Source organism: Streptomyces davaonensis JCM 4913, assembly GCF_000349325.1.
Classification (GTDB): domain Bacteria; phylum Actinomycetota; class Actinomycetes; order Streptomycetales; family Streptomycetaceae; genus Streptomyces; species Streptomyces davaonensis.
Map to the genome: position 1 here is coordinate 8,025,169 of NC_020504.1, position 18,917 is coordinate 8,044,085.

An 18,917-nucleotide genomic window follows, 5' to 3' on the forward strand; every position below is an offset into this window, starting at 1 on the left:
CCAAACGCGTACACTACAGCCCTTTCGCGCCGAACGCTAAATCCTAGCCGGAACAGGGTTGCCCGCGTCGCTGATCGCCTGCCGTACCGGAACCCGCGCGAGCAGCACGAATCCGAGCGCGAAGAAGGCCACCAGCGAGATGATCGCGTCGCGATAGCTCCCGGTCAGCTGGTAGGTGAGCCCGAACAGCAGCGGGCCGAGCCAGCTCATCCCGCGGTCGCTCACCTCGTAGGCGGAGAAGTACTCGGCCTCCTTGCCCGGCGGTACGAGATGGGAGAACAGGGAGCGGGACAGGGCCTGGCTGCCGCCCAGCACCAGTCCGATTCCGGCCGCCAGCACGAAGAACCACACCGGCGCCCCGGCCGGCAGGAAGTACCCGGCCGCCAGGGTCAGCGTCCACGCCACCAGTGAGCCGAGGATGGTGCGCTTCGCGCCGTACGTCCGGGCCAGCCGGCCCAGCAGCAGCGCCCCCGCCACCGCCAGCACCTGGACCAGTAGCACCGCGCCGATCAGCGTGGACTGGCCGAGGCCGAGTTCCTCTGAGCCGTAGACCGACGCCTGGGTGATCACTGTCTGGATGCCGTCGTTGTAGACGAGGTATGCCAGCAGGAAGGCGAGGGTGAGCGGGTGTCGGCGCATGTCGCGGATCGTCGCCGCGAGCTGCCGGAAGCCGGACGCGGTCGCTGTCGTCCTTCCGTCCGAGGCTGCCCGGCGGTCGCGCAGCCGTCGAAGCGGTACGAGGGTGAAGGCGCCCCACCACAGTCCGGCCGAGGCCAGGCAGATGCGGACGGCCGTGGTCTCGGAGACGCCGAAGGAGTCGTGGCCCAGATACAGCGCCAGGTTCACGACCAGGACCAGGGCGCCCGAGGCGTAGCCGAAGGCCCACCCGCGTGAGGAGACCGCGTCGCGTTCCTCGGGCGGGGCGATCTGCGGCAGATAGGAGTTGTAGAGCATCATCGCCACGGACTGCGCCGCGTTGGCGACGATCAGCAGCGCGCCGCCGAGCAGATAGCGGTCGCCGTCCAGGAAGAACATCGCCGTCGTCGCCGCGGCCCCGGTGTACGCGGCCGCCGCCAGCAGCGGCTTCTTCCGGCCGCTGCGGTCGGCTGCGGCGCCGACCAGGGGCATCACCAGGACGGCCACGATCACCGACAGCGACACCGAATAGGCGAAGAAGGACCCGGCGCGCACCGGGATGCCGAGCGGATGCACGAAGCCGTCCGCGTCGGCGGCCTCCTCGGCGACCGAGGTCAGATAGGGGCCGAGGAACACGGTGAGCACGCTCGTCGAATAGACGGAGCACGCCCAGTCGTAGAAGTACCAGCCGCGCTGCTCGCGCCGCCGTTGCGCGACCTCTTCGGCCGCCTTGGTGCCCATGGTGCCGGTGTCCACCCGCGCCCCTCGCTTTTCCGTCCGGGCCGCGGGCCGCCGGGGCTCAGACCCAGACGCCCCGGTCCTCCATGACCTTGCGCAATGTCTCGATGTGATCGGTCATGATGCCATCGACTCCCAGGTCCAGGAGCCGGTGCATACGGTCCTCCTCGTTGACCGTCCACACATGGACCTGGATCCCGCGCGCGTGGGCGGCGTGCACGAAGCGACGGTCGACGACCGGGATGCCGGACTGCGTCTCGGGAACCTGCGCGGCGACGGCCGACCGGCGCACCATCGCGGGCACGCCCCAGGAGCGCAGCCGCAGATTCAGCACCCCGCGCGTGCCGTACGACGTGGCCAGGCGCGGCCCGGCCAGCCGCTGGGCCCGGACCACCCGTGCCTCGGAGAAGGAGCCGAGGCAGATCCGGTCCCAGGCGTCGGTGCGCTCGATCAGGTCAAGGAAGGGCAGCAGTGCGGGCTCCGCCTTGACGTCGACGTTCCAGCGCGCCTCGGGGAACGCCTCCAGCAGCTCCTCGAACAGCGGCACCGGTTCCTGGCCGGCCACGCGCGCGTGCCGTACGTCCGCCCAGAGCAGGTCGCAGATCCGGCCCGCCCCGTCGGTCACCCGGTCCAGCGTCGAGTCGTGGAACGCGACCAGCTTGCCGTCGCGAGTGAGGTGGACGTCGGTCTCCAGGTACCGGTAGCCGAGGTCCACCGCGCGGCGGAACTGGAACAGGGTGTTCTCCAGGCCGTCGGCGTCTCCGCCGCGGTGGGCGAAGGGGATCGGGCCCGGATGGTCGAGATAGGGGTGGCGTATCGGCGTGCTCACCGTCGCAGTATGGCCCGCCGGGGTTGACCGGTGGCAACGACCGCGCTGCCGCCGGGTGCCGGGGACACGGCGAAGACGCGCAGGAAGAGCTGGGCGAGCGGGCCGATGGCCAGCGCGTACAGCACGGTGCCGGCGCCGACCGTGCCGCCGAGCAGGAAGCCCGAGGCGACCACCGCGAGTTCGATGCCGGTGCGCATCAGCCGGATCGAGCGCCCGGTGCGCTTGTGCAGCCCCGTCATCAGGCCGTCGCGCGGGCCCGGCCCGAAGCGGGCCGCGATGTAGAGGCCGGTGGCCACGCCGTTGAGGACGACACCGGCGAGGAGCAGGGGTATCCGGACGGCCAGTGAGTGCGCCTCGGGGAGGGCGGCCAAAGTGCCGTCCATGGCGATGCCGACCACGAACACATTGGAGACAGTGCCGAGGCCCGGCCGCTGGCGCAGCGGGATCCACAGGAGCAGCACCGCCGCGCCCACGATGATCGACACCACGCCGATGGTCAGGCCGGTCAGCTCGGCCAGGCCCTGGTGCAGCACGTTCCAGGGTTCGAGGCCGAGGCCCGCCTCGACGAGCAGGGCCGAGCTCGCCCCGTACAGCGCGAGACCGACGTACAGCTGGATCAACCGTCGCCCGAGACGGCTCGTGGTGGACAAGAGGGTCCCCCCTGTGGTGGTAGTGGCCTGCGTCATGACACCCTGTGGCTTGAGGAGAACGGCCATCCATGGCCAATTCGGGGAAGGTGGACTGATTTCCATGGCGCAGTGGACCTCGGCAGTGGGGCCGGCTCAGCTCGCCCGGCTGCTCAGCTCCCAGCAGGACCGCCCCGCGGGCCCCGGTACGCGCCGCCCGCCCGCCTATCGCGCGCTCGCCGACGGCATCCGGCTGCTGGTCCTGGAAGGCCGCGTGCCGGTGGCCGCCCGGCTGCCCGCGGAACGCGAACTGGCCCTCTCCCTGTCCGTCAGCCGTACGACCGTCGCCGCCGCGTATGAGGCGCTGCGCGCCGAGGGCTTCCTGGAGTCCCGGCGCGGCGCCGGGAGCTGGACCGCCGTACCGGCCGGAAATCCGCTCCCCGCGCGGGGGCTCGAACCGCTGCCCCCCGAGGCTCTCGGCTCGATGATCGACCTCGGCTGCGCGGCGCTCCCCGCGCCCGAGCCCTGGCTCACCCGCGCGGTGCAGGGCGCCCTGGAGGAACTGCCGCCGTACGCCCACACGCACGGCGACTATCCGGCCGGGCTGCCCGCGCTGCGCGCGATGATCGCCGAGCGGTACACCGCGCGCGGCATCCCGACCATGCCCGAGCAGATCATGGTGACCACCGGCGCGATGGGCGCCATCGACGCCATCTGCCATCTGTTCGGGGGGCGGGGCGAGCGGATCGCCGTGGAGTCGCCGTCCTACGCCAACATCCTTCAGCTGATGCGGGAGGCGGGCGCCCGTCTGGTGCCGGTCGCCATGGCCGAGGGGCTCACCGGCTGGGACATGGACCGCTGGCGGCAGGTGCTACGCGACGCGGCGCCCCGGATCGCCTATGTCGTCGCCGACTTCCACAACCCGACCGGCGCCCTCGCCGACGACGACCAGCGGCGGGCGATGGTGGACGCGGCACGCTCGGCGGGGACCGTGCTGGTCGCCGACGAGACGATGACCGAGCTGTGGCTGGACCCGGATGTCGCGATGCCGCGCCCGGTGTGCGCCTTCGACCCGGCCGGGGCCACGGTGATCACCGTCGGCTCGGCGAGCAAGGCCTTCTGGGCGGGCATGCGCATCGGCTGGGTCCGGGCGGCTCCGGACGTCATCCGCAGCCTCGTCGCCGCGCGGGCCTACGCCGACCTGGGGACCCCGGTGCTGGAGCAGCTCGCCGTGAACTGGCTGTTCAGCACCGGAGGTTGGGAGCAGGCGGTGGAACTGCGCCGGGTCCAGGCCCAGGAGAACCGGGAGGCGCTGGTCAGCGCGGTGCGGCGGGAGCTGCCCGGGTGGGAGTTCGAGGTCCCCAAGGGCGGACTGACCCTGTGGGTCCGCACCGGCGGCCTGTCCGGCTCGCGGCTCGCCGAGGCGGGGGAGCGGGTCGGTGTCCGGGTGCCCTCAGGGCCCCGCTTCGGAGTGGACGGGGCCTTCGAGGGGTATGTGCGGCTGCCGTTCACCGTGGGCGGCGCGGTCGCCGAGGAGGCGGCGGTGCGGCTGGCGGCGGCTGCCCGGCTGGTGGAGAGCGGGGGCGCCGGGGGTGGGGAGACGCCGCGCACGTTTGTTGCGTAGCCGCTAGGGCAGGGGGGACGTTTCCGCCGCGACGGCCTCCACCGCGAGTGCCTCGGCCGGTACGGCTTCCGTCGGCACCGCCTCCGCCGGTACCGGCTCCGCGTCCGCCGGGGTCGTGCGCGGCGGGAGCAGGTCCAGGACGGCCTGGCGCTGGGCGCCCGTCGTGGCGTCGTCGTAGGGGTCCGGGGTGGCCGGGACCTGGAGGCGCAGGACAGGGCCGGTGCCCAGGCGGGCGTAGCCGCGGCCGGGGGGCAGCTGGCTGATCGGGGTGGTGTGCGGGGGCGCGCCGAGGACCGCCGTGAGCTGCTCCGCGGTCGCGGGGCCGAGGACGGCACGCGCGCGTGTGTGCGGGCGCACGGACTCGCTCAGGGCGTCCGCGGCGTCGAACTGGTCGGCCACGACGACCGTGACGTTCGCCGCGCGGCCGTGGCGCAGGGGCACCTGGAGCAGGGACTGCGGGTCCTTGTGGCCCTCGGTGGCGGCGAGGTGGGCGAAGGCCGTCGGGCGGTCCAGCAGGATCCACAGCGGGCGCTTGGTGTCGTCCGGCGGCGGGTGACCGGCCTGCCGGGCGCGGTTGACGGCGATGAGCCGGCGCTCCGTCTCGTGCGCCGCCCACTCCAGGCTGGCCAGCGCCCCGGCCAGCGCGCACTCCACGGCGAGGACACCGTCGCGGCCGGTCAGGCAGGCGTACTCGCCGGTGCCGCCGCCCTCGACGATGACGACATCGCCGTACTGGAGCGCCTGGAGGGCGACCGAGCGGAGCAGGGTGGAGGTGCCGCTGCCGGGCTGGCCCATGACCAGCAGATGCGGCTCGGTGGAGCGGATGCCGGTGCGCCAGACGACCGGCGGCATGTCGCGCTGCTCCTCGCCGTGGGTGAGGGGGAGCGTGCGCTGGACCTCGCCCGGGTCGGTGAAGCCGAGGACGGTCTCGCCCGGTGCCGTGACGAAACGCTGGGCGGCGATGTCGGTGGGCAGCGGGGGCAGGACCGAGACGGAGAGCTGGTTGCCCTCCTCGTCCCAGGCGAAGCGGTACTCCCGGCCGCGTCCCGACTTCGCGGTGAGCAGATGCTCGATCCGCGCGCGGGCCTCGGGCTCGCCGTCGGTGAAGTAGGCCGGGTAGCGGATCGTGAGGCTCGTGACACGCCCCGAGGCGTCGAACTCGTACGCCGGGAAGGCGCTCTCCCATTCACCGCCGTGGGAGTAGAGGGGAGCCGGGTCCTCCGCGGTCGAGAAGTACGGCACGAGGGCTTCGTACAGCGACTTCAGGCGTTCCGTCTGGGATTCGTCCGGGCCCTCGGGGGCTGGCTCGGTGCGGTCCCGGCCCTGCCAGGCTGCTGCCGCCATCAGGGTGATGACGGCGAGCAGCGGGCCGTACGGGACGAGCGCCACCACCAGGACCACCGAGGCCACCAGGAACAGCAGCGGCCCGCGCTTGTCCTTGGGGGTGTCCGCCCACTTGCGCCGCCCGGCCGAGGCCAGCCGGCGCAGTCCGCGGCTGATCGTGATCAGCGGATGCAGGACGTCGGTGGCACTGTCGGCCGCCGTCCGGGCCAGCTCCCGACTCCGGGCGATCTGCGCGCTGCCTGTGCTCAGGATGCGAGGAAGGGGACGCCGGGCCACTGCGGTCTCCTGACGGTGCGTACGGACGGGACGGTCGGGCTCAGAACTTGATGCCGCCGAGCAGGCTCGCCAGGCTCTCGCCGCCGGCCTTGATGCTCGGAGCGATCGCCGTACTGGCCAGGTAGAAGCCGAACAGGGCCGCGACCAGGGCGTGCGAGGCCTTGAGTCCGTCCTTCTTGAAAAAGAGGAAGACGATGATGCCGAGCAGGACCACGCCTGAGATGGACAGGATCATTTGAGTTCTCCTGGTTCGTGGGGACAGTCACCATGAGTACTTCCAGGCTCACAGGATGTATCCATACGATAAAAGGTGCAACTGGGTGAATTTCGGCGAATTTCCCCCACTCGGCGGAGGCGTCCTGGGCCGGATGAGCTGCGCTCTTGCGCCCGACCGGGTCCGCCGTGATCTTTACCTCGGGCACATCGGGTCATGTGCCCCGCGAGCCAGTACCCTGGCGATTCACCTGAACGGTTGTATGGAGAGGCGGTCCGGCGATGAGTGAAGTTCCCGACCCCGAGGTCGTGGAGCTGGCGACCAAGATCTTCGATCTGGCCCGGCAGGGTCGGACCGAGGCGCTCGTGGCGTACCTCGACGCGGGCGTTCCGGCCAACCTCACCAATGACCGGGGCGACTCCCTGGTGATGCTCGCCGCCTACCACGGCCACGCCGAGGCGGTGCGCGCACTGCTGGAGCGTGGCGCCGAGGCGGACCGGATCAACGACCGGGGCCAGACCCCGCTCGCGGGGGCCGTGTTCAAGGGTGAGACGGAAGTGATCAGGGTGCTTCTCGAGGCCGGTGCCGACCCCTCGGCGGGGACCCCGTCGGCCGTCGACACCGCTCGGATGTTCGCCAAGACGGAATTGCTCGAACTGTTCGGCGCGCACTGATCCGACCGCGCTGACCAGCCACAACACAGAAAACGGGGGAGGCGGTAAAGGGCCGCCGAAATTTCGGTCGCGGCAGATGGAACTGCCGAGTCATCATGACGTCGTGATTCACGGACGCGATGGCTGGGCAGGTGTTGCCGCACCGCGCGGACCGTGATGCGGTCCGCATGGGCCACCTACGAGAGGCAGAGGAAAATGGCTTACAGCAAGCAGGAAACGGCGGGCGCCCCGACGTGTTGTCACGCGGCCAGGTAGAGCACGTCCCCGGTTGCGTCGACGCTTGATGTGAGGCTGTTTCCCATGTTCGATCCGGTCATAGCGCCCAGCGGTACGCTGCTCGGCCTCCTCCAGAGGGGCCGTGGCGACGGTACGCTGCACGCGCTCACCGCCCCGCGCGCCGAAGCGCTCGCGGCCCTGAACCACTGCGTGCTGAGCGACCCCCGCCACGACTGGCAGGTGGAGAACCGCTCCCTTTACTACGCCCGGCTCTATCTCGACCTGAACGGCGAGCTGGACGAGATCGAGGCCCATCTCTTCGCCGTCGAGGACGTCTTCGACACCGAGGAGTCCCGTACCGGCCTTGCCCTGGCCGTCCTCGGTCACCTCGCCTCCTACGGCAGGCGCGACGCGCTCGCCCTGCTCCGCCGGTACGCCGCCACCGGCACCAACTGGGCCTGGGCCCTCGATGAACTGGCGCTGCGCGACGACGACGCCGCGCTGCGGGCCCTGGCCGCGCCGGTGCTGGCCCGCTTCGACACCGACGCCGAGGGCGAGGCCGAGCTGGCCGCCGCCGTACGCGACGCTTTTGAGCCACGGCCCTGGCGGCTGTGGGCCGAGGATCCGCGCGAATCGATCGCCACGCGCGTGCGTGCCGCTCAGGAGGCCGGCTGTTTCGACCGCTGGCAGCGGCAGATGCGGCCCTCCGGACCCCGCCCGGGGTGGAGCGTGCGGGCCGTCTTCGAGTGGGCCCAGCAAGGCGTCGACCGCGGCGCCGCGCTCCATGTGCCCGCCGCCCGCTGCCTCACCGCCGTCGCGGGCCCCGAGGACCGGCCGGAGATCGTCCAGGCCGCCAAGGACGGCACCGAGGGCGCCCGCTGCACGGCCCTGCGCTACCTCGCCGACAGCAATGACCCGGACGCCCTCGACCTGATCGAGGCCGCCGTGACCGCGGGGCCGCGGCCCGTCGTGGAGGCCGCCGTCGACGCATTCGAACGGATGTGCAGTGCCACCGGTGTCGACCGGGCCCGCGGCTGGGTCCACCGGCCCGATCCACTGGGCGCCGCCGCCGGGCGCATGCTCGCCTGCCGCGGCGAGGCCCAGGACAGCGATCTCGTCCTCGCGGCTCTGCGCGAGGCCGTCCGGGGCGAAGGCCCCGACGCCCCCACCCTGTGGACGCTCGTGGACGGCACCGGACGGCTCGGCATCGCCTGCGCAGCCCCCGTCCTGCGACATATCTACCGCGAGACCGCCTCCTCCCACCTACGCGGCCGGACCGCCCGCGCGCTGGCCGCCACCGATCCCTCCTTCCCCGCCGGATTCGCCGTCGAATGCCTCTGGGACTGCGAGGAGACCACCCGCGAGATCGCCGCACGGCACGCCGAGACGGGTGACAACCGCGTCGTGGAGCGACTGCGTCGGCTCGCCGCCGACCCGGCCGAGGAGGACGAGGTCCAGACCGCCGTTCGCAGCCGTATCGGCCCTGACGCGCCCACTGGGTGAACGAGGGGTGACCCGCGGGTCAGGCGGGCATGGACACTGCCTGACCTGCTCGGGTGTGCAGCGGAACGCTCATGGGACGTTCCCTGTTCGGAAAGATCCACGTTGACGCGGCCACGTCCAGCACGGCGACAACACCGGTATGCGTGTCGTCATCGTGACCGAATCCTTTCCCCCCGACGTGAACGGCGTGGCCCACTGCGCGCTCCAGACCGCCCGACACCTCGTCGATCGCGGTCACGCCCCCGTCGTCGTCGCCCCGGCCCCCGCCCCCGGGAGCAAGCTCGGTGCGCTCGCCGCGCCGTGCCCCGTCGTCCATGTCCCCTCCCTACCGCTCCCCGGCTACCCCCAGGTGCGCGTCGCTCTCCCCAGTCGGCGCCTGGCCTCGACGCTCATCGAGCACAACGCCGACATGGTCCACCTGGCCAGCCCCTTCGTCATCGGCGTCCGCGGCATGGCCGCCGCGGCCCGGCTCGGCATCCCCGCCGTCGCCGTCTACCAGACCGACCTGGCCGGATACGCCCGCACCTACATGGGCGCGGGCGAGGCAGCGGCCTGGCGGCGCATCCGCTCCGTCCACTCCGCCGCCGACCTCACTCTCGCCCCGTCCACTGCCTCCCTGAACGATCTGGAGGCGCACGGCGTTCCCCGGGTCAAGCTGTGGCCGCGCGGCGTGGACACCGTCCGCTTCCGCCCCGACCTGCGCGACGACGCCCTGCGCCGGGAACTCGCCCCCAACGGCGAGCTGATCGTCGGCTACGTCGGCCGGCTCGCCCCCGAGAAGCACATCGAGCTGCTCGCCGGGGCCTGCCGGCTGGACGGCGTCAAGCTCGTCGTCGTGGGCGACGGACCGAGCCGCCCGAACCTGGAGCAGGCGCTGCCCGGCGCCGTCTTCCTGGGCCGCCGCACCGGCGACGACCTCGCCCGGATCTTCGCCTCGCTGGACGTCTTCGCGCACACCGGGCCCTTCGAGACCTTCTGCCAGACCGTGCAGGAGGCCATGGCCAGCGGCGTGCCCGTCGTCGCGCCCGCCGTCGGCGGACCGCTGGACCTGGTCGCCCACGGGCACACCGGCCTGCTGTTCCCGGCAGGCGACGCCAACGCCGTACGCGAGGCGGTGGCGGCCCTTCAGGCGGACCCCGCGCTGCGTGCCGCGTACGGCTCCGCCGCGCGGGAGATGGTCGAGGGGCGCACCTGGGCGGCCGTCGGTGATCAGCTCATCGGCCACTACGCGGATGTGCTGGCCGGCCGCAGGGCGAAGGTGGCGGCGTGAGCGAGCCACTGCGCATCGTCCGGCTCGCGAACTTCGTCGCCCCCGCTTCCGGCGGGCTGCGCACGGCGCTGCGCGAACTCGGCAAGGGCTTCAAGGCGGCCGGGCACGAACCCGTGCTCATCGTGCCCGGCGAGCGCCACACCGACCAGGAGACCGAGCAGGGCCGCGTCATCACCCTGCCCGGACCGCTGCTGCCCGGAACCGGCGGCTACCGGGTCCTGACCGACAAGCGGCGCGTGGCCCGCCTCCTGGAGGAGCTGGCCCCGGACCGCCTGGAGGTGTCCGACCGTACGACCCTCAGGTGGACCGGCAAATGGGCACGACGCGCGCGTGTGCCCGCCGTGATGGTCTCCCACGAGACCGCCGACGGCGTCCTGCGCACCTGGGGCCTTTCCGAGGGCGCCGCCCGCCGTGCCGCCGACGCCCTCAACGTCCGTACCGCCCACACATACTCGCGCGTGGTGTGCACCACCGAGTTCGCCGAGCGGGAGTTCGTGCGGATCGGCGCCCGGAACGTCGTACGGGCCCCGCTCGGCGTCGATCTGGCGCAGCGGCACCCCGCGATGCGCGACGCGGGGCTGCGGGACCGGCACGCGCGCGTGGAGGAGGCGCTCCTCGTCACCTGTACCCGGCTGTCCGTGGAGAAGCGGCCCGGGACCGCGCTGGACGCGCTGGAGGCGCTGCTCGCCCGCGGGCGGCGGGCGGTGCTGGTGATCGCCGGGGACGGACCGCTGCGGCCGCGTCTGGAGCAGCGGGCGAAGGAGCGCGGGCTGCCGGTGACCTTCCTCGGGCATGTCTCCGACCGGGCCATGCTCGGGGCGCTCCAGGCGTCCGCGGACGTGTGCCTGGCACCGGGGCCCGCGGAGACCTTCGGGCTCGCCGCCCTGGAGGCGATGGCCTGCGGGACGCCGGTGGCGGTGAGCACGTCGTCCGCGCTGCCGGAGGTGATCGGCTCAGCCGGGGCCGTCGCCGCGGACCACGGTGAGGGCTTCGCCGACGCCGTGGAGCAACTCCTCGCGCTGCCCGAGGAGGAGCGGCGGGAGGCGGCACGCGCGCGTGCCGAGTGCTTCGGCTGGGACACGGCGGTCATGGCCTTCCTCACCGCGCACGACGCGCCCGTCCCCGGGCGGGATCGGGTGCCGGAGGGCGTCGTATGAGACCCCTGCGCTTCGTCGCCCTCGGGGACTCGCTGACCGAGGGCGTGGGGGATCCCGTCGGGGACGGGTGGCGCGGCTGGGCCGCGCTGCTCGCCGACGGGCTCGCCGAACAGCCCGTGGACTTCACCAACCTCGCCGTCAGCGGGGCGCAGACCCGGGACGTCCTGGAACGGCAACTGCCCGACGCGCTGGAGCTGCGCCCCGACGTGGTGTCCGTCGTCGTCGGCGTGAACGACACCCTGCGCTGCACCTTCGACATCCAGGCCGTGGCGGCCCGGCTGGACCAGGTGTACGCGGCGCTCACCGAGCGGGGCGCCGTTGTGCTGACGGCCTGTCTGCCGGACCCGGGCTCGATGCTCGGCCTTCCGGGATCGCTGGCGCGTCCGCTGGCCCGGCGGCAGCGGGCCGTCAACACGGTCGTGCACGCGCTGTCCGAGCGGTACGACGCGGTGCATCTGCACGCGGCCGAGGACGCCTGGATCACCGACCGCGCGATGTGGAGCGCGGACCGGCTGCATCCGGGGGAGCGGGGGCACCGGCAATTGGCGGTGCGGTTCCACGCGCTGCTGGCCGAGGGCGGTCTTGCCACGGGCCTCGCGCCGTCGCCGGAGCCCGAGTTCCCGGCGCCCACCAAGTCGGCGAGCCTGTGGTGGCTGGCCACCGCGGGGACGGGGTGGGTGGTGCGGCGGTGCACCGATCTGCTGCCGCAACTGCTGACGCTGGCGGCCTCCGAGATGCGGCACCGCGCGCGGGGGACGAGCGCGCGGCTCGATCTGCGGACGGCGCATGCGGTTTCGGCGGCGCTGGCGGCGCTGTCGGTGGCGGAGCAGCAGCCGGATGCGGCGTGATGGGGTACGTCATCGCGGTCTTACGGCTATGAAGCGGACCGGTGTCCCGGGCACGGCCTGGGCCGCCGCCGGCAGATCCCTGGCCCGGACCACCGCGATCACCGGGTAGCCCCCCGTGGTCGGGTGGTCCGCCAGGAAGACGACCGGTCGGCCGTCCGGGGGGACCTGGATCGCGCCCAGCACCATGCCTTCGCTGGGGAGTTCGCCGGGGACGGCCCGCTCCAGGGCGGGGCCCTGAGTGCGCAGGCCGATGCGGTTGCTCGCGGGGGAGACCTGATACGTGCGCGAGGTGAACGTCCTGACGGCCTCGGGGGTGAACCAGTCGTCCCGGGGGCCGAGGGTCACGTGGAGGACGAGTTCCGTGGGCGGGGACGGCTGGGGGGCCGTGTCCACGCGCGCGTGGAGGCCGATCGGCGCGCCCAGGGGCAGCACTGTGCCGTCCGTCAGGGGCGCGGGGCCCAGGCCGGACAGGAGGTCCGTGGAGCGGCTGCCGAGGACCGGGTCGACGGCGATGCCGCCGGAGAAGGCCACGTAGCTGCGGACACCGGAGCGGGCCGGGCCGATGTCCAGCAGTGCTCCGGCGGGCACGCGTACCGGCCCGCCCCAGGCGACGGGGCGGCCCTCCACGGTGACCGCGCAGGGGGCTCCTGTGACGGCCGCGGTGACCGTCGAACGCGGGCGTACGGCGACGCCGCTGAGCGTGGTCTCCAGCACGGCCGCCTCGGGCGCGTTGCCCACCAGCCGGTTCGCCAGGGCCGCCGCGGGCCCGTCGAGCGCGCCGGAGCGAGGGACGCCGAGGTGGGCGTGGCCGGGGCGGCCGGTGTCCTGGACGGTGGTGAGGGCCCCCGCGCGTACGACGGCCAGGGCGCGGTCGGTCATACGGGCCTCGCTGCCGAAGGCTCTGCGGTCACCGGGACGAAGCGCACGCGCGTGCCCGGCGTCAGCAGCGCGGCCGATACGCGTGCGTGGTCCCACAGGACGGCGTCCGTGGTGCCGATCAGCTGCCAGCCGCCCGGCGAGGAGCGGGGGTAGACGCCCGTGTACGGACCGGCGAGCGCCACCGCACCGGCCGGGACGGAGGTGCGTGGGGTGTCTCTGCGCGGTACGTCGTAGTGCGGCGGCAGACCCGTCAGGTAGCCGAAGCCGGGAGCGAAGCCGCAGAAGGCGACCGTGAACTCCGTGTCCGCGTGGATACGAGCCACCTCGTCGGCCCCGACCCCCCAGTGCGCGGCGACGTCCGCCAGGTCCGGGCCGTCGTAACGGACCGGGAGTTCGACGACCTCACGCGCGCGTGGGGGCGCGGCCGGCACCTCGGAGGCGGTGAGTTCGGATGCCAGCCGGGCCGGTTCGGTGACGCCGTCGAGGAGGACCGTACGGGCGGCCGGGACGATCTCGCGGACGGACAGCGAGCCCTCCGCGCGGCGGCGCAGCAACTCCGCATGCAGCGCCTGGGCCTGCTCGCCCGAGGACACCTCGACCAGGAGGGCGTCGCCGCCGACACGCAGCGCCCTCATGCGAAGGCCTCCACCCGGACCCCCGACCGCTGGAGCCGTTCTCGGATCCGGCGGGCGAGGTCCACCGCGCCGGGCGTGTCGCCGTGCAGGCACAGGGAGCGGGCCCGTACCTGGATGCGCGCCCCGGAGTCGGCGTCGACCTCGCCGAAGCGCGCCATGCGCACGGAGCGCGCCACGACGGCGTCCGGGTCGGTGACGACGGCGCCCTCCCGGTCGCGCGGCACGAGTGTGCCGTGCTCGGTGTAGGCGCGGTCCGCGAACGCCTCCGTGACCGTCGGCAGCCCCGCCTTGGCGGCCAGCTCCAGCAGGCGGGAGCCGGGCAGCCCGAGCACGGGCAGCGTGGCGTCGGCGAGCAGCACTCCGTCGACGACCGCGCCCGCCTGCTCCTCGTCGTGCACGACCCGGTTGTAGAGCGCGCCGTGCGGCTTGACGTACGACACGCGCGTGCCCGCCGCGCGGGCGAAGACCTCCAGCGCACCGATCTGGTACGCCACTTCGGCCATGAGTTCCGCGGGCGGCACGTCCATCGCGCGCCGCCCGAACCCCGCCAGGTCCCGGTAGGAGACCTGCGCACCGATCCGCACCCCGCGCGTGGCCGCCAGCTCGCACACCCGCCGCATGGTGGCCGCGTCCCCGGCGTGGAAGCCGCAGGCCACGTTGGCGCTGGTGACGACAGACAGCAGCCGTTCGTCGTCGGTGAGGCGCCAGCGGCCGAAGCCCTCGCCGAGGTCGGCGTTCAGATCGATCGCGGTCATGGGTCTCCTGTCAGGCGGCGCTCAGCACGCGGTACTGCGCGTCCCGGGCGTCGGTGAGGAACATCTGGCCCGGCGCATGGGTGATCGCGAACGGCGGCCGGGACGCCGTCACGACGGCCTGCGGGGTCACTCCGCAGGCCCAGAACACCGGGATGTCGTCCGGCGCGATCTCCACCGGGTCCCCGAAGTCGGGGCGGCCGAGGTCGCCGATGCCGAGCACCGAGGGGTCACCGCAGTGCACGGGGCCGCCGTGCACCGCCGGGAGCAGACTGCTCTCCCGGATCGCCGCCGCCAGATGCTCCGGCGGCACCGGCCGCATCGACACCACCATGGGTCCGTGCAGCCGCCCCGCCGACCTGCATTGACGGTCCGTCACATACATCGGGACGTTCCGCCCCTGCTCGATGTGGCGGATCGGGACGCCCGCCTCGGTCAGCGCCCACTCGAAGGTGAAGCTGCACCCGATCAGGAACGACACCAGATCGTCCCGCCAGTGGGCCCGCACGTCCGTCGGCTCGGCCACCAGCTCGCCGTCCCGCCAGACCCGGTAGCGGGGCAGATCGGTGCGCAGATCCGCGCCGTCGGCCAGGACGGTCGTGTGCGACCCGGCGTCCGTGACGTCGAGCACCGGACACGGCTTGGGGTTGCGCTGGCAGAACAGGAGCATGTCGTACGCCCAGTCCGCGGGCACCGAGATCAGGTTGACCTGGGTGTGGCCCGCCGCGACCCCGGCCGTGGGGCCCGTGAGCCCCGCGCGGAAGCGGGTCCGGGCGTCCGCCGGCCGCCACGCGTGCGCGTGCGCGTCGACGAGGACCAGTGGGCGGTCGTCCGTGCGGTTCACGCGAGCTCCTTCCCGCGCGTCTCCGGCAGCCCCAGCAGCGCCAGCGCCGCCAGGGCGTAGCCGATCGCGCCGAAGACCAGTGCGCCGCCCACGCCCCAGCTGTCGGCCAGGAAGCCGACCGTGGTCGGGAAGACAGCGCCCACCGCGCGGCCGGTGTTGTACGTGAAGCCCTGTCCGGTGCCGCGCACCGCCGTCGGGTACAGCTCGCTCAGATAGGACCCGAAGCCGCTGAAGATCGCCGACATGCAGAAGCCGAGCGGGAAGCCCAGCACCAGCAGCAGGGTGTTGGCGCCGCTCGGGATGTTCGCGTACGCCAGGATGCAGACCGCCGACAGCAGTGCGAACAGCCAGATGTTGCGCCGCCTGCCGAGCCGGTCGGTGAGATAGCCGCCGGTCAGATAGCCGAGGAAGGCGCCCGAGATCAGGAAGGTCAGATAGCCGCCCGTGCCGACGACCGACAGGCCGCGGTCCGTCTTCAGATAGGTCGGCACCCATGTGGCCAGCGTGTAGTAGCCGCCTTGGACTCCGGTGGAGAGCAGCACGGCGAAGACGGTGGTGCGCAGCAGGCCGGGCGATCCGGCGGTGCCCCTCTGGAAGATCGCGGCGAACGAGCCCTTCCCGGCGCTCCGTTCCCGTACCGCCACCGCCTGGGGCGCGTCGTGCACCCGGCGGCGCATCCAGACCACGAGCAGCGCGGGCAGCGCGCCGGTCCAGAACATCACGCGCCACGCGAGGTCGTCGTCGAGCAGTGAGAACACCAGCGTGTACATGATCGCGGCGAGCGCCCAGCCGACCGCCCAGGAGCTCTGGATCGCGCCGAGGGTGCGGCCGCGATGCTTGGCGCTCGCGTACTCGGCGACCAGGATGGCGCCGACCGCCCACTCGCCGCCGAAGCCCAGGCCCTGGAGCGCGCGGAAGACCAGCAGCGTCTCGTAGTTGGGCGCGAAACCGCAGGCGACCGTGAACACCGCGTAGGTGACGACGGTGATCATCAGCGCCTTGACCCGGCCGATCCGGTCCGCCACCACGCCCGCGAGCGCGCCGCCGACCGCGGAGACGACCAGCGTGACCGTGGTGAACAGGCCGGTCTGGCCGCTGTCCAGGCCGAAGTACGCGGCCAGCGCCACCATGCTCAGCGGCAGCGTGAAGTAGTCGTAGGAGTCCAGGGCATAGCCGCCGAATGCACCGGCGAAGGCGCGGCGGCCGCGCGGTCCCAGGGCGCGCAGCCAGCCCAGGGCGCCGTCGTCGGGGGCGTGTTCGGCGGCCGACCTGGTGTCGGAGGCGGTCGAGGTGGGGCTCGTGTTGGTCGGGGTCGTGCTCATGTGCACCTCGCAGAGGGAGGACGAAGGGTGCTGGGGACTGAGCCGTGCCGTGCGGAATTGAGCGGCGCCGCGGTGAGGGAGGCGGCGCCGTGCGTAGCAAAGTAGAGGATCGTTGAACGATCCCTCAATACCCATGTTGTTTCGTTCTTGTATCTGCGATTGAATTCCGGGCATGGCAGAGCAGCTGACGGGTCTGGCCGACGACCGTGCCCTCCTCGGGCGCACCAGCACCGCCGAGCGGGTCTCGGACATCCTCAGGACCCGGATCGCCGAGGGGTACTTCCCGCCCGGCACACGGCTGTCGGAGGACAGCATCGGCGGCGCCCTCGGGGTCTCCCGCAACACGCTGCGCGAGGCGTTCCGGCTGCTCACGCATGAACGCCTGCTCGTCCACGAGCTGAACCGGGGCGTCTTCGTCCGGGTTCTGACGGTCGAGGACGTCGAGGACATCTACCGCACCCGGATGCTCGTGGAGTGCGCGGTCGTGCGCGGGCTCGGGGAGCCGCCGTACGGGCTGGGTGATCTTGAGGAGGCCGTCGGGGAGGGGCAGCGGGCGGCGCGCGAAGGTGACTGGAACGGAGTGGGTACGGCCAATATCCACTTCCACCGGGAGCTGGTGGCCCTGGCGGGCAGCGACCGCACCGACGAGCTGATGCGCAGTGTCTTCGCCGAACTGCGGCTCGCGTTCCATCTCGTGGACGATCCGCGGCGGCTGCATGAGCCGTACCTGGTCCGGAACCTGGAGATACTCCAGGCGCTTCAGAGCGGGGACCGGGACAAGGCGGAGCGGCTTCTCGTGGTGTATCTCGAGGATTCGCTGCGGCGGGTCGTGGAGGTCTACCGGCGTCGGGTGGGGGAGGACGGGGTCGCGCTCGGCTGAGAGCGGTTTCGTGCGACGTCGGTCACGTGCCGGGTGCCGTGCCAGGGCTGTGGCGCCGGAGTGACGGTCGGGGCATCTGCGTCGTTTGGGTCGTTGTCAGACCTAGGACCTAGTCTGTGCACCGTGACTTCGCCTGCATCGACGGACAGCGTTCCGCCCCAGCTCAGCGCGGGGCCGCGGCCCGCGCCGGGCCCGGCCGCCGACGAGGGACTGGCGCGGCGGCTGCGCGCGCTCGCCTGCACCGCCCGCTGCACGACCTGGACGCGCGCAAGGCGAACCTGGCCGGCGAGTACTCGGTGTACGGCATGGCGGAGGTGGCGCTCGCCGCCATCGATCTGGTCACCCTGAACATGGACTTCGACACGGGCGCCGACCACGACCAGATAGTGGCCCGGCTCATCCCGCGCATCGCCGCCCAGGCCCCGCGGCGGCCCGTCGCCGAGCACGAGCGCGTGGCGCGCTGGGTGCTGGAGAACCTGATCAACGTCGGCAGCGTCGACCGGGGATTCCGCGCTGTTTACGGCACTTTCGCCCCCGATGGCACGTATGTCCGACGAGACTACGACTTCAAGCTGATCGAGGAGGTGCCGGGCCCCGGCGGCACGGTGTACCTCCGCACCACGGACGAAGCGGTCAACGTCCTCGTCGGCGCGCTGGACACCGATGTCACCAGCGCGCAGATCGCCGCCGAGGTCAAGCTGGAGGTGCTGATCAGCCGAGGACGCCTCGCCGACGCCCAGCTCGCCGCCGAACAGGCCCGCTACCGGACCGTGCAGTACTCCGAGACCCTGCGCAGGGCCCTGGACGCGACCCGGCGCAACGTCCGCGCGGTGGACTGGCTCCAGACGGTGCCCGACATGATCGCCGAGGCGCTGGACCACGTCGCCGACCGGTACCGCCATGAGAACGCGATCCTCACCAACATCCGCAAGGCCCGGGACGAGTCCGAGGACCCCGAGCACAAGCGGCGCGCCGCCGAACTCGTCGACATCGTCAAGGACTGCATCCGGCGGCACACGCAGCTTCAGTCCCGTCTGCTGGAGGCAGGGCCGCTGTTCCGCGCGGAACAGGACCGCCAGGCCTTCGCGACCCCCATGACGACTTCGGGGATCGATCTCTACGGCCATCTCGTCGCGCCCGTGCTGCCGTTGCCCGTGGAGCAGGCGGTGCGGGTCACGGACGCGTTCTTCGCGCGCGGGACCGGGCTGCGGACACCGGTGTCGGTACGGGTCGCGGACCTGGTGGACATACTGCTGACGCCGCCGGTGGAGCGCGAGCATCTGGGTGCGGAGATGCCGGAGCCGGACCTCATCGCCACGCCGGACGACAGCCGGTTCAGCGAGGAGCAACTGGCTGCGGCCATGGAGCTGCTGGACCTGCCGGCGGACGCGCCGCGTCGGCTGTCGGGGCTGCTGGCGCAGGCGCGTCGGTCGGATCCCGATCTGCCCTATCTGGTCGCCCTGTTGGCGGTGCACGCGGCCAGCCCGGCGGTCGGGACCGCCTATCGGCAGGGCGAGGAGAAGTTGCTGTTCGCCGTGGACGACGGGACGGAACTGGACGACCCGGAGTTCGGCGGCGCGGACCTGATCGTCGGCACGGCCCTGCTGGACGCGGCAGGGATGGCCGCGGACAGGACGGAAGCAGCATGAG

Annotated in this window: 17 protein-coding genes and 1 pseudogene; 8 read left to right on the plus strand and 10 right to left on the minus strand. The window is 72.7% G+C overall.

Features of this window, described 5'->3' with window-relative positions; all coding sequences use genetic code 11:
- Nucleotides 1-36: 36 nt before the first annotated feature.
- Genes BN159_RS35545 through yczE form a run of 3 tightly spaced genes read right to left on the minus strand, consistent with a single transcriptional unit; the run spans nt 37 to nt 2,889 of the window.
- Nucleotides 37-1,377, minus strand: coding sequence for an MFS transporter (locus BN159_RS35545; RefSeq protein ID WP_015661875.1), 1,341 nt, complete (start codon nt 1,375-1,377; stop codon nt 37-39).
- 58 nt (nt 1,378-1,435) lie between these two features.
- A complete protein-coding gene (locus BN159_RS35550; protein ID WP_015661876.1) occupies nt 1,436-2,203 on the minus strand; it encodes a glycerophosphodiester phosphodiesterase in 768 nt (255 codons plus the stop codon).
- Nucleotides 2,200-2,889, minus strand: a complete 690-nt coding sequence (yczE, locus tag BN159_RS35555) for a membrane protein YczE (RefSeq protein WP_015661877.1) — start codon at nt 2,887-2,889, stop codon at nt 2,200-2,202. The genes BN159_RS35550 and yczE overlap by 4 nt, the downstream gene beginning before the upstream one ends.
- 64 nt (nt 2,890-2,953) lie before the next feature.
- On the opposite strand from yczE, the gene BN159_RS35560 reads away from it, so the two are divergent.
- The gene (locus tag BN159_RS35560; protein WP_015661878.1) at nt 2,954-4,453 is read left to right on the plus strand and encodes an SCO1417 family PLP biosynthesis transcription factor; all 1,500 of its coding nucleotides are present in this window, start codon (nt 2,954-2,956) and stop codon (nt 4,451-4,453) included.
- Nucleotides 4,454-4,456: 3 nt separating this feature from the next.
- Here the strand turns inward: BN159_RS35560 and BN159_RS35565 are convergent, their stop codons facing one another.
- Both BN159_RS35565 and BN159_RS35570 read right to left on the minus strand, forming a co-directional pair.
- On the minus strand, nt 4,457-6,073 hold the full coding sequence (locus BN159_RS35565; protein WP_015661879.1) for a P-loop NTPase family protein: 1,617 nt from the start codon (nt 6,071-6,073) through the stop codon (nt 4,457-4,459).
- A 40-nt stretch (nt 6,074-6,113) separates the two neighbouring features.
- Nucleotides 6,114-6,308, minus strand: a complete 195-nt coding sequence (locus BN159_RS35570; RefSeq protein ID WP_015661880.1) for a hypothetical protein — start codon at nt 6,306-6,308, stop codon at nt 6,114-6,116.
- 260 nt (nt 6,309-6,568) lie between these two features.
- Between BN159_RS35570 and BN159_RS35575 the strand changes: the two genes are divergently transcribed.
- The 5 genes from BN159_RS35575 (at nt 6,569) to BN159_RS35595 (ending at nt 11,955) form a co-directional block, all read left to right on the plus strand.
- Nucleotides 6,569-6,961, plus strand: coding sequence for an ankyrin repeat domain-containing protein (locus BN159_RS35575; RefSeq protein ID WP_015661881.1), 393 nt, complete (start codon nt 6,569-6,571; stop codon nt 6,959-6,961).
- 300 nt (nt 6,962-7,261) lie between these two features.
- On the plus strand, nt 7,262-8,680 hold the full coding sequence (locus BN159_RS35580) for a HEAT repeat domain-containing protein (protein ID WP_015661882.1): 1,419 nt from the start codon (nt 7,262-7,264) through the stop codon (nt 8,678-8,680).
- A gap of 139 nt (nt 8,681-8,819) precedes the next feature.
- On the plus strand, nt 8,820-9,950 hold the full coding sequence (locus BN159_RS35585) for a glycosyltransferase family 4 protein (protein ID WP_015661883.1): 1,131 nt from the start codon (nt 8,820-8,822) through the stop codon (nt 9,948-9,950).
- On the plus strand, nt 9,947-11,107 hold the full coding sequence (locus tag BN159_RS35590) for a glycosyltransferase (protein ID WP_015661884.1): 1,161 nt from the start codon (nt 9,947-9,949) through the stop codon (nt 11,105-11,107). Before BN159_RS35585 ends, BN159_RS35590 begins: the two co-directional genes overlap by 4 nt.
- A complete protein-coding gene (locus tag BN159_RS35595; protein ID WP_015661885.1) occupies nt 11,104-11,955 on the plus strand; it encodes an SGNH/GDSL hydrolase family protein in 852 nt (283 codons plus the stop codon). The genes BN159_RS35590 and BN159_RS35595 overlap by 4 nt, the downstream gene beginning before the upstream one ends.
- Before the next feature lie 9 nt (nt 11,956-11,964).
- Here the strand turns inward: BN159_RS35595 and BN159_RS35600 are convergent, their stop codons facing one another.
- The 5 genes from BN159_RS35600 to BN159_RS35620 are packed head-to-tail and all read right to left on the minus strand — an operon-like array spanning nt 11,965 to nt 16,387.
- Nucleotides 11,965-12,834 (minus strand): 5-oxoprolinase subunit C family protein, encoded by an 870-nt coding sequence (locus tag BN159_RS35600; protein ID WP_015661886.1) that lies wholly within the window; start codon nt 12,832-12,834, stop codon nt 11,965-11,967.
- The gene (locus tag BN159_RS35605; protein WP_015661887.1) at nt 12,831-13,469 is read right to left on the minus strand and encodes a 5-oxoprolinase subunit B family protein; all 639 of its coding nucleotides are present in this window, start codon (nt 13,467-13,469) and stop codon (nt 12,831-12,833) included. The genes BN159_RS35600 and BN159_RS35605 overlap by 4 nt, the downstream gene beginning before the upstream one ends.
- Entirely contained in the window at nt 13,466-14,224 is a 759-nt protein-coding gene (locus tag BN159_RS35610) for a LamB/YcsF family protein (RefSeq protein ID WP_015661888.1), read from the minus strand. Before BN159_RS35610 ends, BN159_RS35605 begins: the two co-directional genes overlap by 4 nt.
- Nucleotides 14,225-14,234: 10 nt before the next feature.
- On the minus strand, nt 14,235-15,065 hold the full coding sequence (locus BN159_RS35615) for a putative hydro-lyase (protein ID WP_015661889.1): 831 nt from the start codon (nt 15,063-15,065) through the stop codon (nt 14,235-14,237).
- Nucleotides 15,062-16,387: an MFS transporter gene (locus BN159_RS35620; RefSeq protein ID WP_015661890.1), complete on the minus strand. Its 1,326-nt coding sequence runs from the start codon at nt 16,385-16,387 to the stop codon at nt 15,062-15,064. The genes BN159_RS35615 and BN159_RS35620 overlap by 4 nt, the downstream gene beginning before the upstream one ends.
- 172 nt (nt 16,388-16,559) lie before the next feature.
- On the opposite strand from BN159_RS35620, the gene BN159_RS35625 reads away from it, so the two are divergent.
- The gene (locus BN159_RS35625; RefSeq protein WP_015661891.1) at nt 16,560-17,267 is read left to right on the plus strand and encodes a GntR family transcriptional regulator; all 708 of its coding nucleotides are present in this window, start codon (nt 16,560-16,562) and stop codon (nt 17,265-17,267) included.
- Between the two features lie 123 nt (nt 17,268-17,390).
- Nucleotides 17,391-18,916 (plus strand): annotated as a pseudogene (locus BN159_RS35630) (hypothetical protein).
- Nucleotide 18,917: the final 1 nt, after the last annotated feature.

Bases quoted from the DNA above. Each gene is read 5' to 3' on its own strand.
- BN159_RS35545 (WP_015661875.1), bottom strand. From the start codon at position 1,377: ATGGGCACCAAGGCGGCCGAAGAGGTCGCGCAACGGCGGCGCGAGCAG.
- yczE (WP_015661877.1), bottom strand. From the start codon at position 2,889: ATGACGCAGGCCACTACCACCACAGGGGGGACCCTCTTGTCCACCACG.
- BN159_RS35560 (WP_015661878.1), top strand. From the start codon at position 2,954: ATGGCGCAGTGGACCTCGGCAGTGGGGCCGGCTCAGCTCGCCCGGCTG.
- BN159_RS35570 (WP_015661880.1), bottom strand. From the start codon at position 6,308: ATGATCCTGTCCATCTCAGGCGTGGTCCTGCTCGGCATCATCGTCTTC.
- BN159_RS35575 (WP_015661881.1), top strand. From the start codon at position 6,569: ATGAGTGAAGTTCCCGACCCCGAGGTCGTGGAGCTGGCGACCAAGATC.
- BN159_RS35580 (WP_015661882.1), top strand. From the start codon at position 7,262: ATGTTCGATCCGGTCATAGCGCCCAGCGGTACGCTGCTCGGCCTCCTC.
- BN159_RS35585 (WP_015661883.1), top strand. From the start codon at position 8,820: ATGCGTGTCGTCATCGTGACCGAATCCTTTCCCCCCGACGTGAACGGC.
- BN159_RS35595 (WP_015661885.1), top strand. From the start codon at position 11,104: ATGAGACCCCTGCGCTTCGTCGCCCTCGGGGACTCGCTGACCGAGGGC.
- BN159_RS35600 (WP_015661886.1), bottom strand. From the start codon at position 12,834: ATGACCGACCGCGCCCTGGCCGTCGTACGCGCGGGGGCCCTCACCACC.
- BN159_RS35605 (WP_015661887.1), bottom strand. From the start codon at position 13,469: ATGAGGGCGCTGCGTGTCGGCGGCGACGCCCTCCTGGTCGAGGTGTCC.
- BN159_RS35610 (WP_015661888.1), bottom strand. From the start codon at position 14,224: ATGACCGCGATCGATCTGAACGCCGACCTCGGCGAGGGCTTCGGCCGC.
- BN159_RS35620 (WP_015661890.1), bottom strand. From the start codon at position 16,387: ATGAGCACGACCCCGACCAACACGAGCCCCACCTCGACCGCCTCCGAC.
- BN159_RS35625 (WP_015661891.1), top strand. From the start codon at position 16,560: ATGGCAGAGCAGCTGACGGGTCTGGCCGACGACCGTGCCCTCCTCGGG.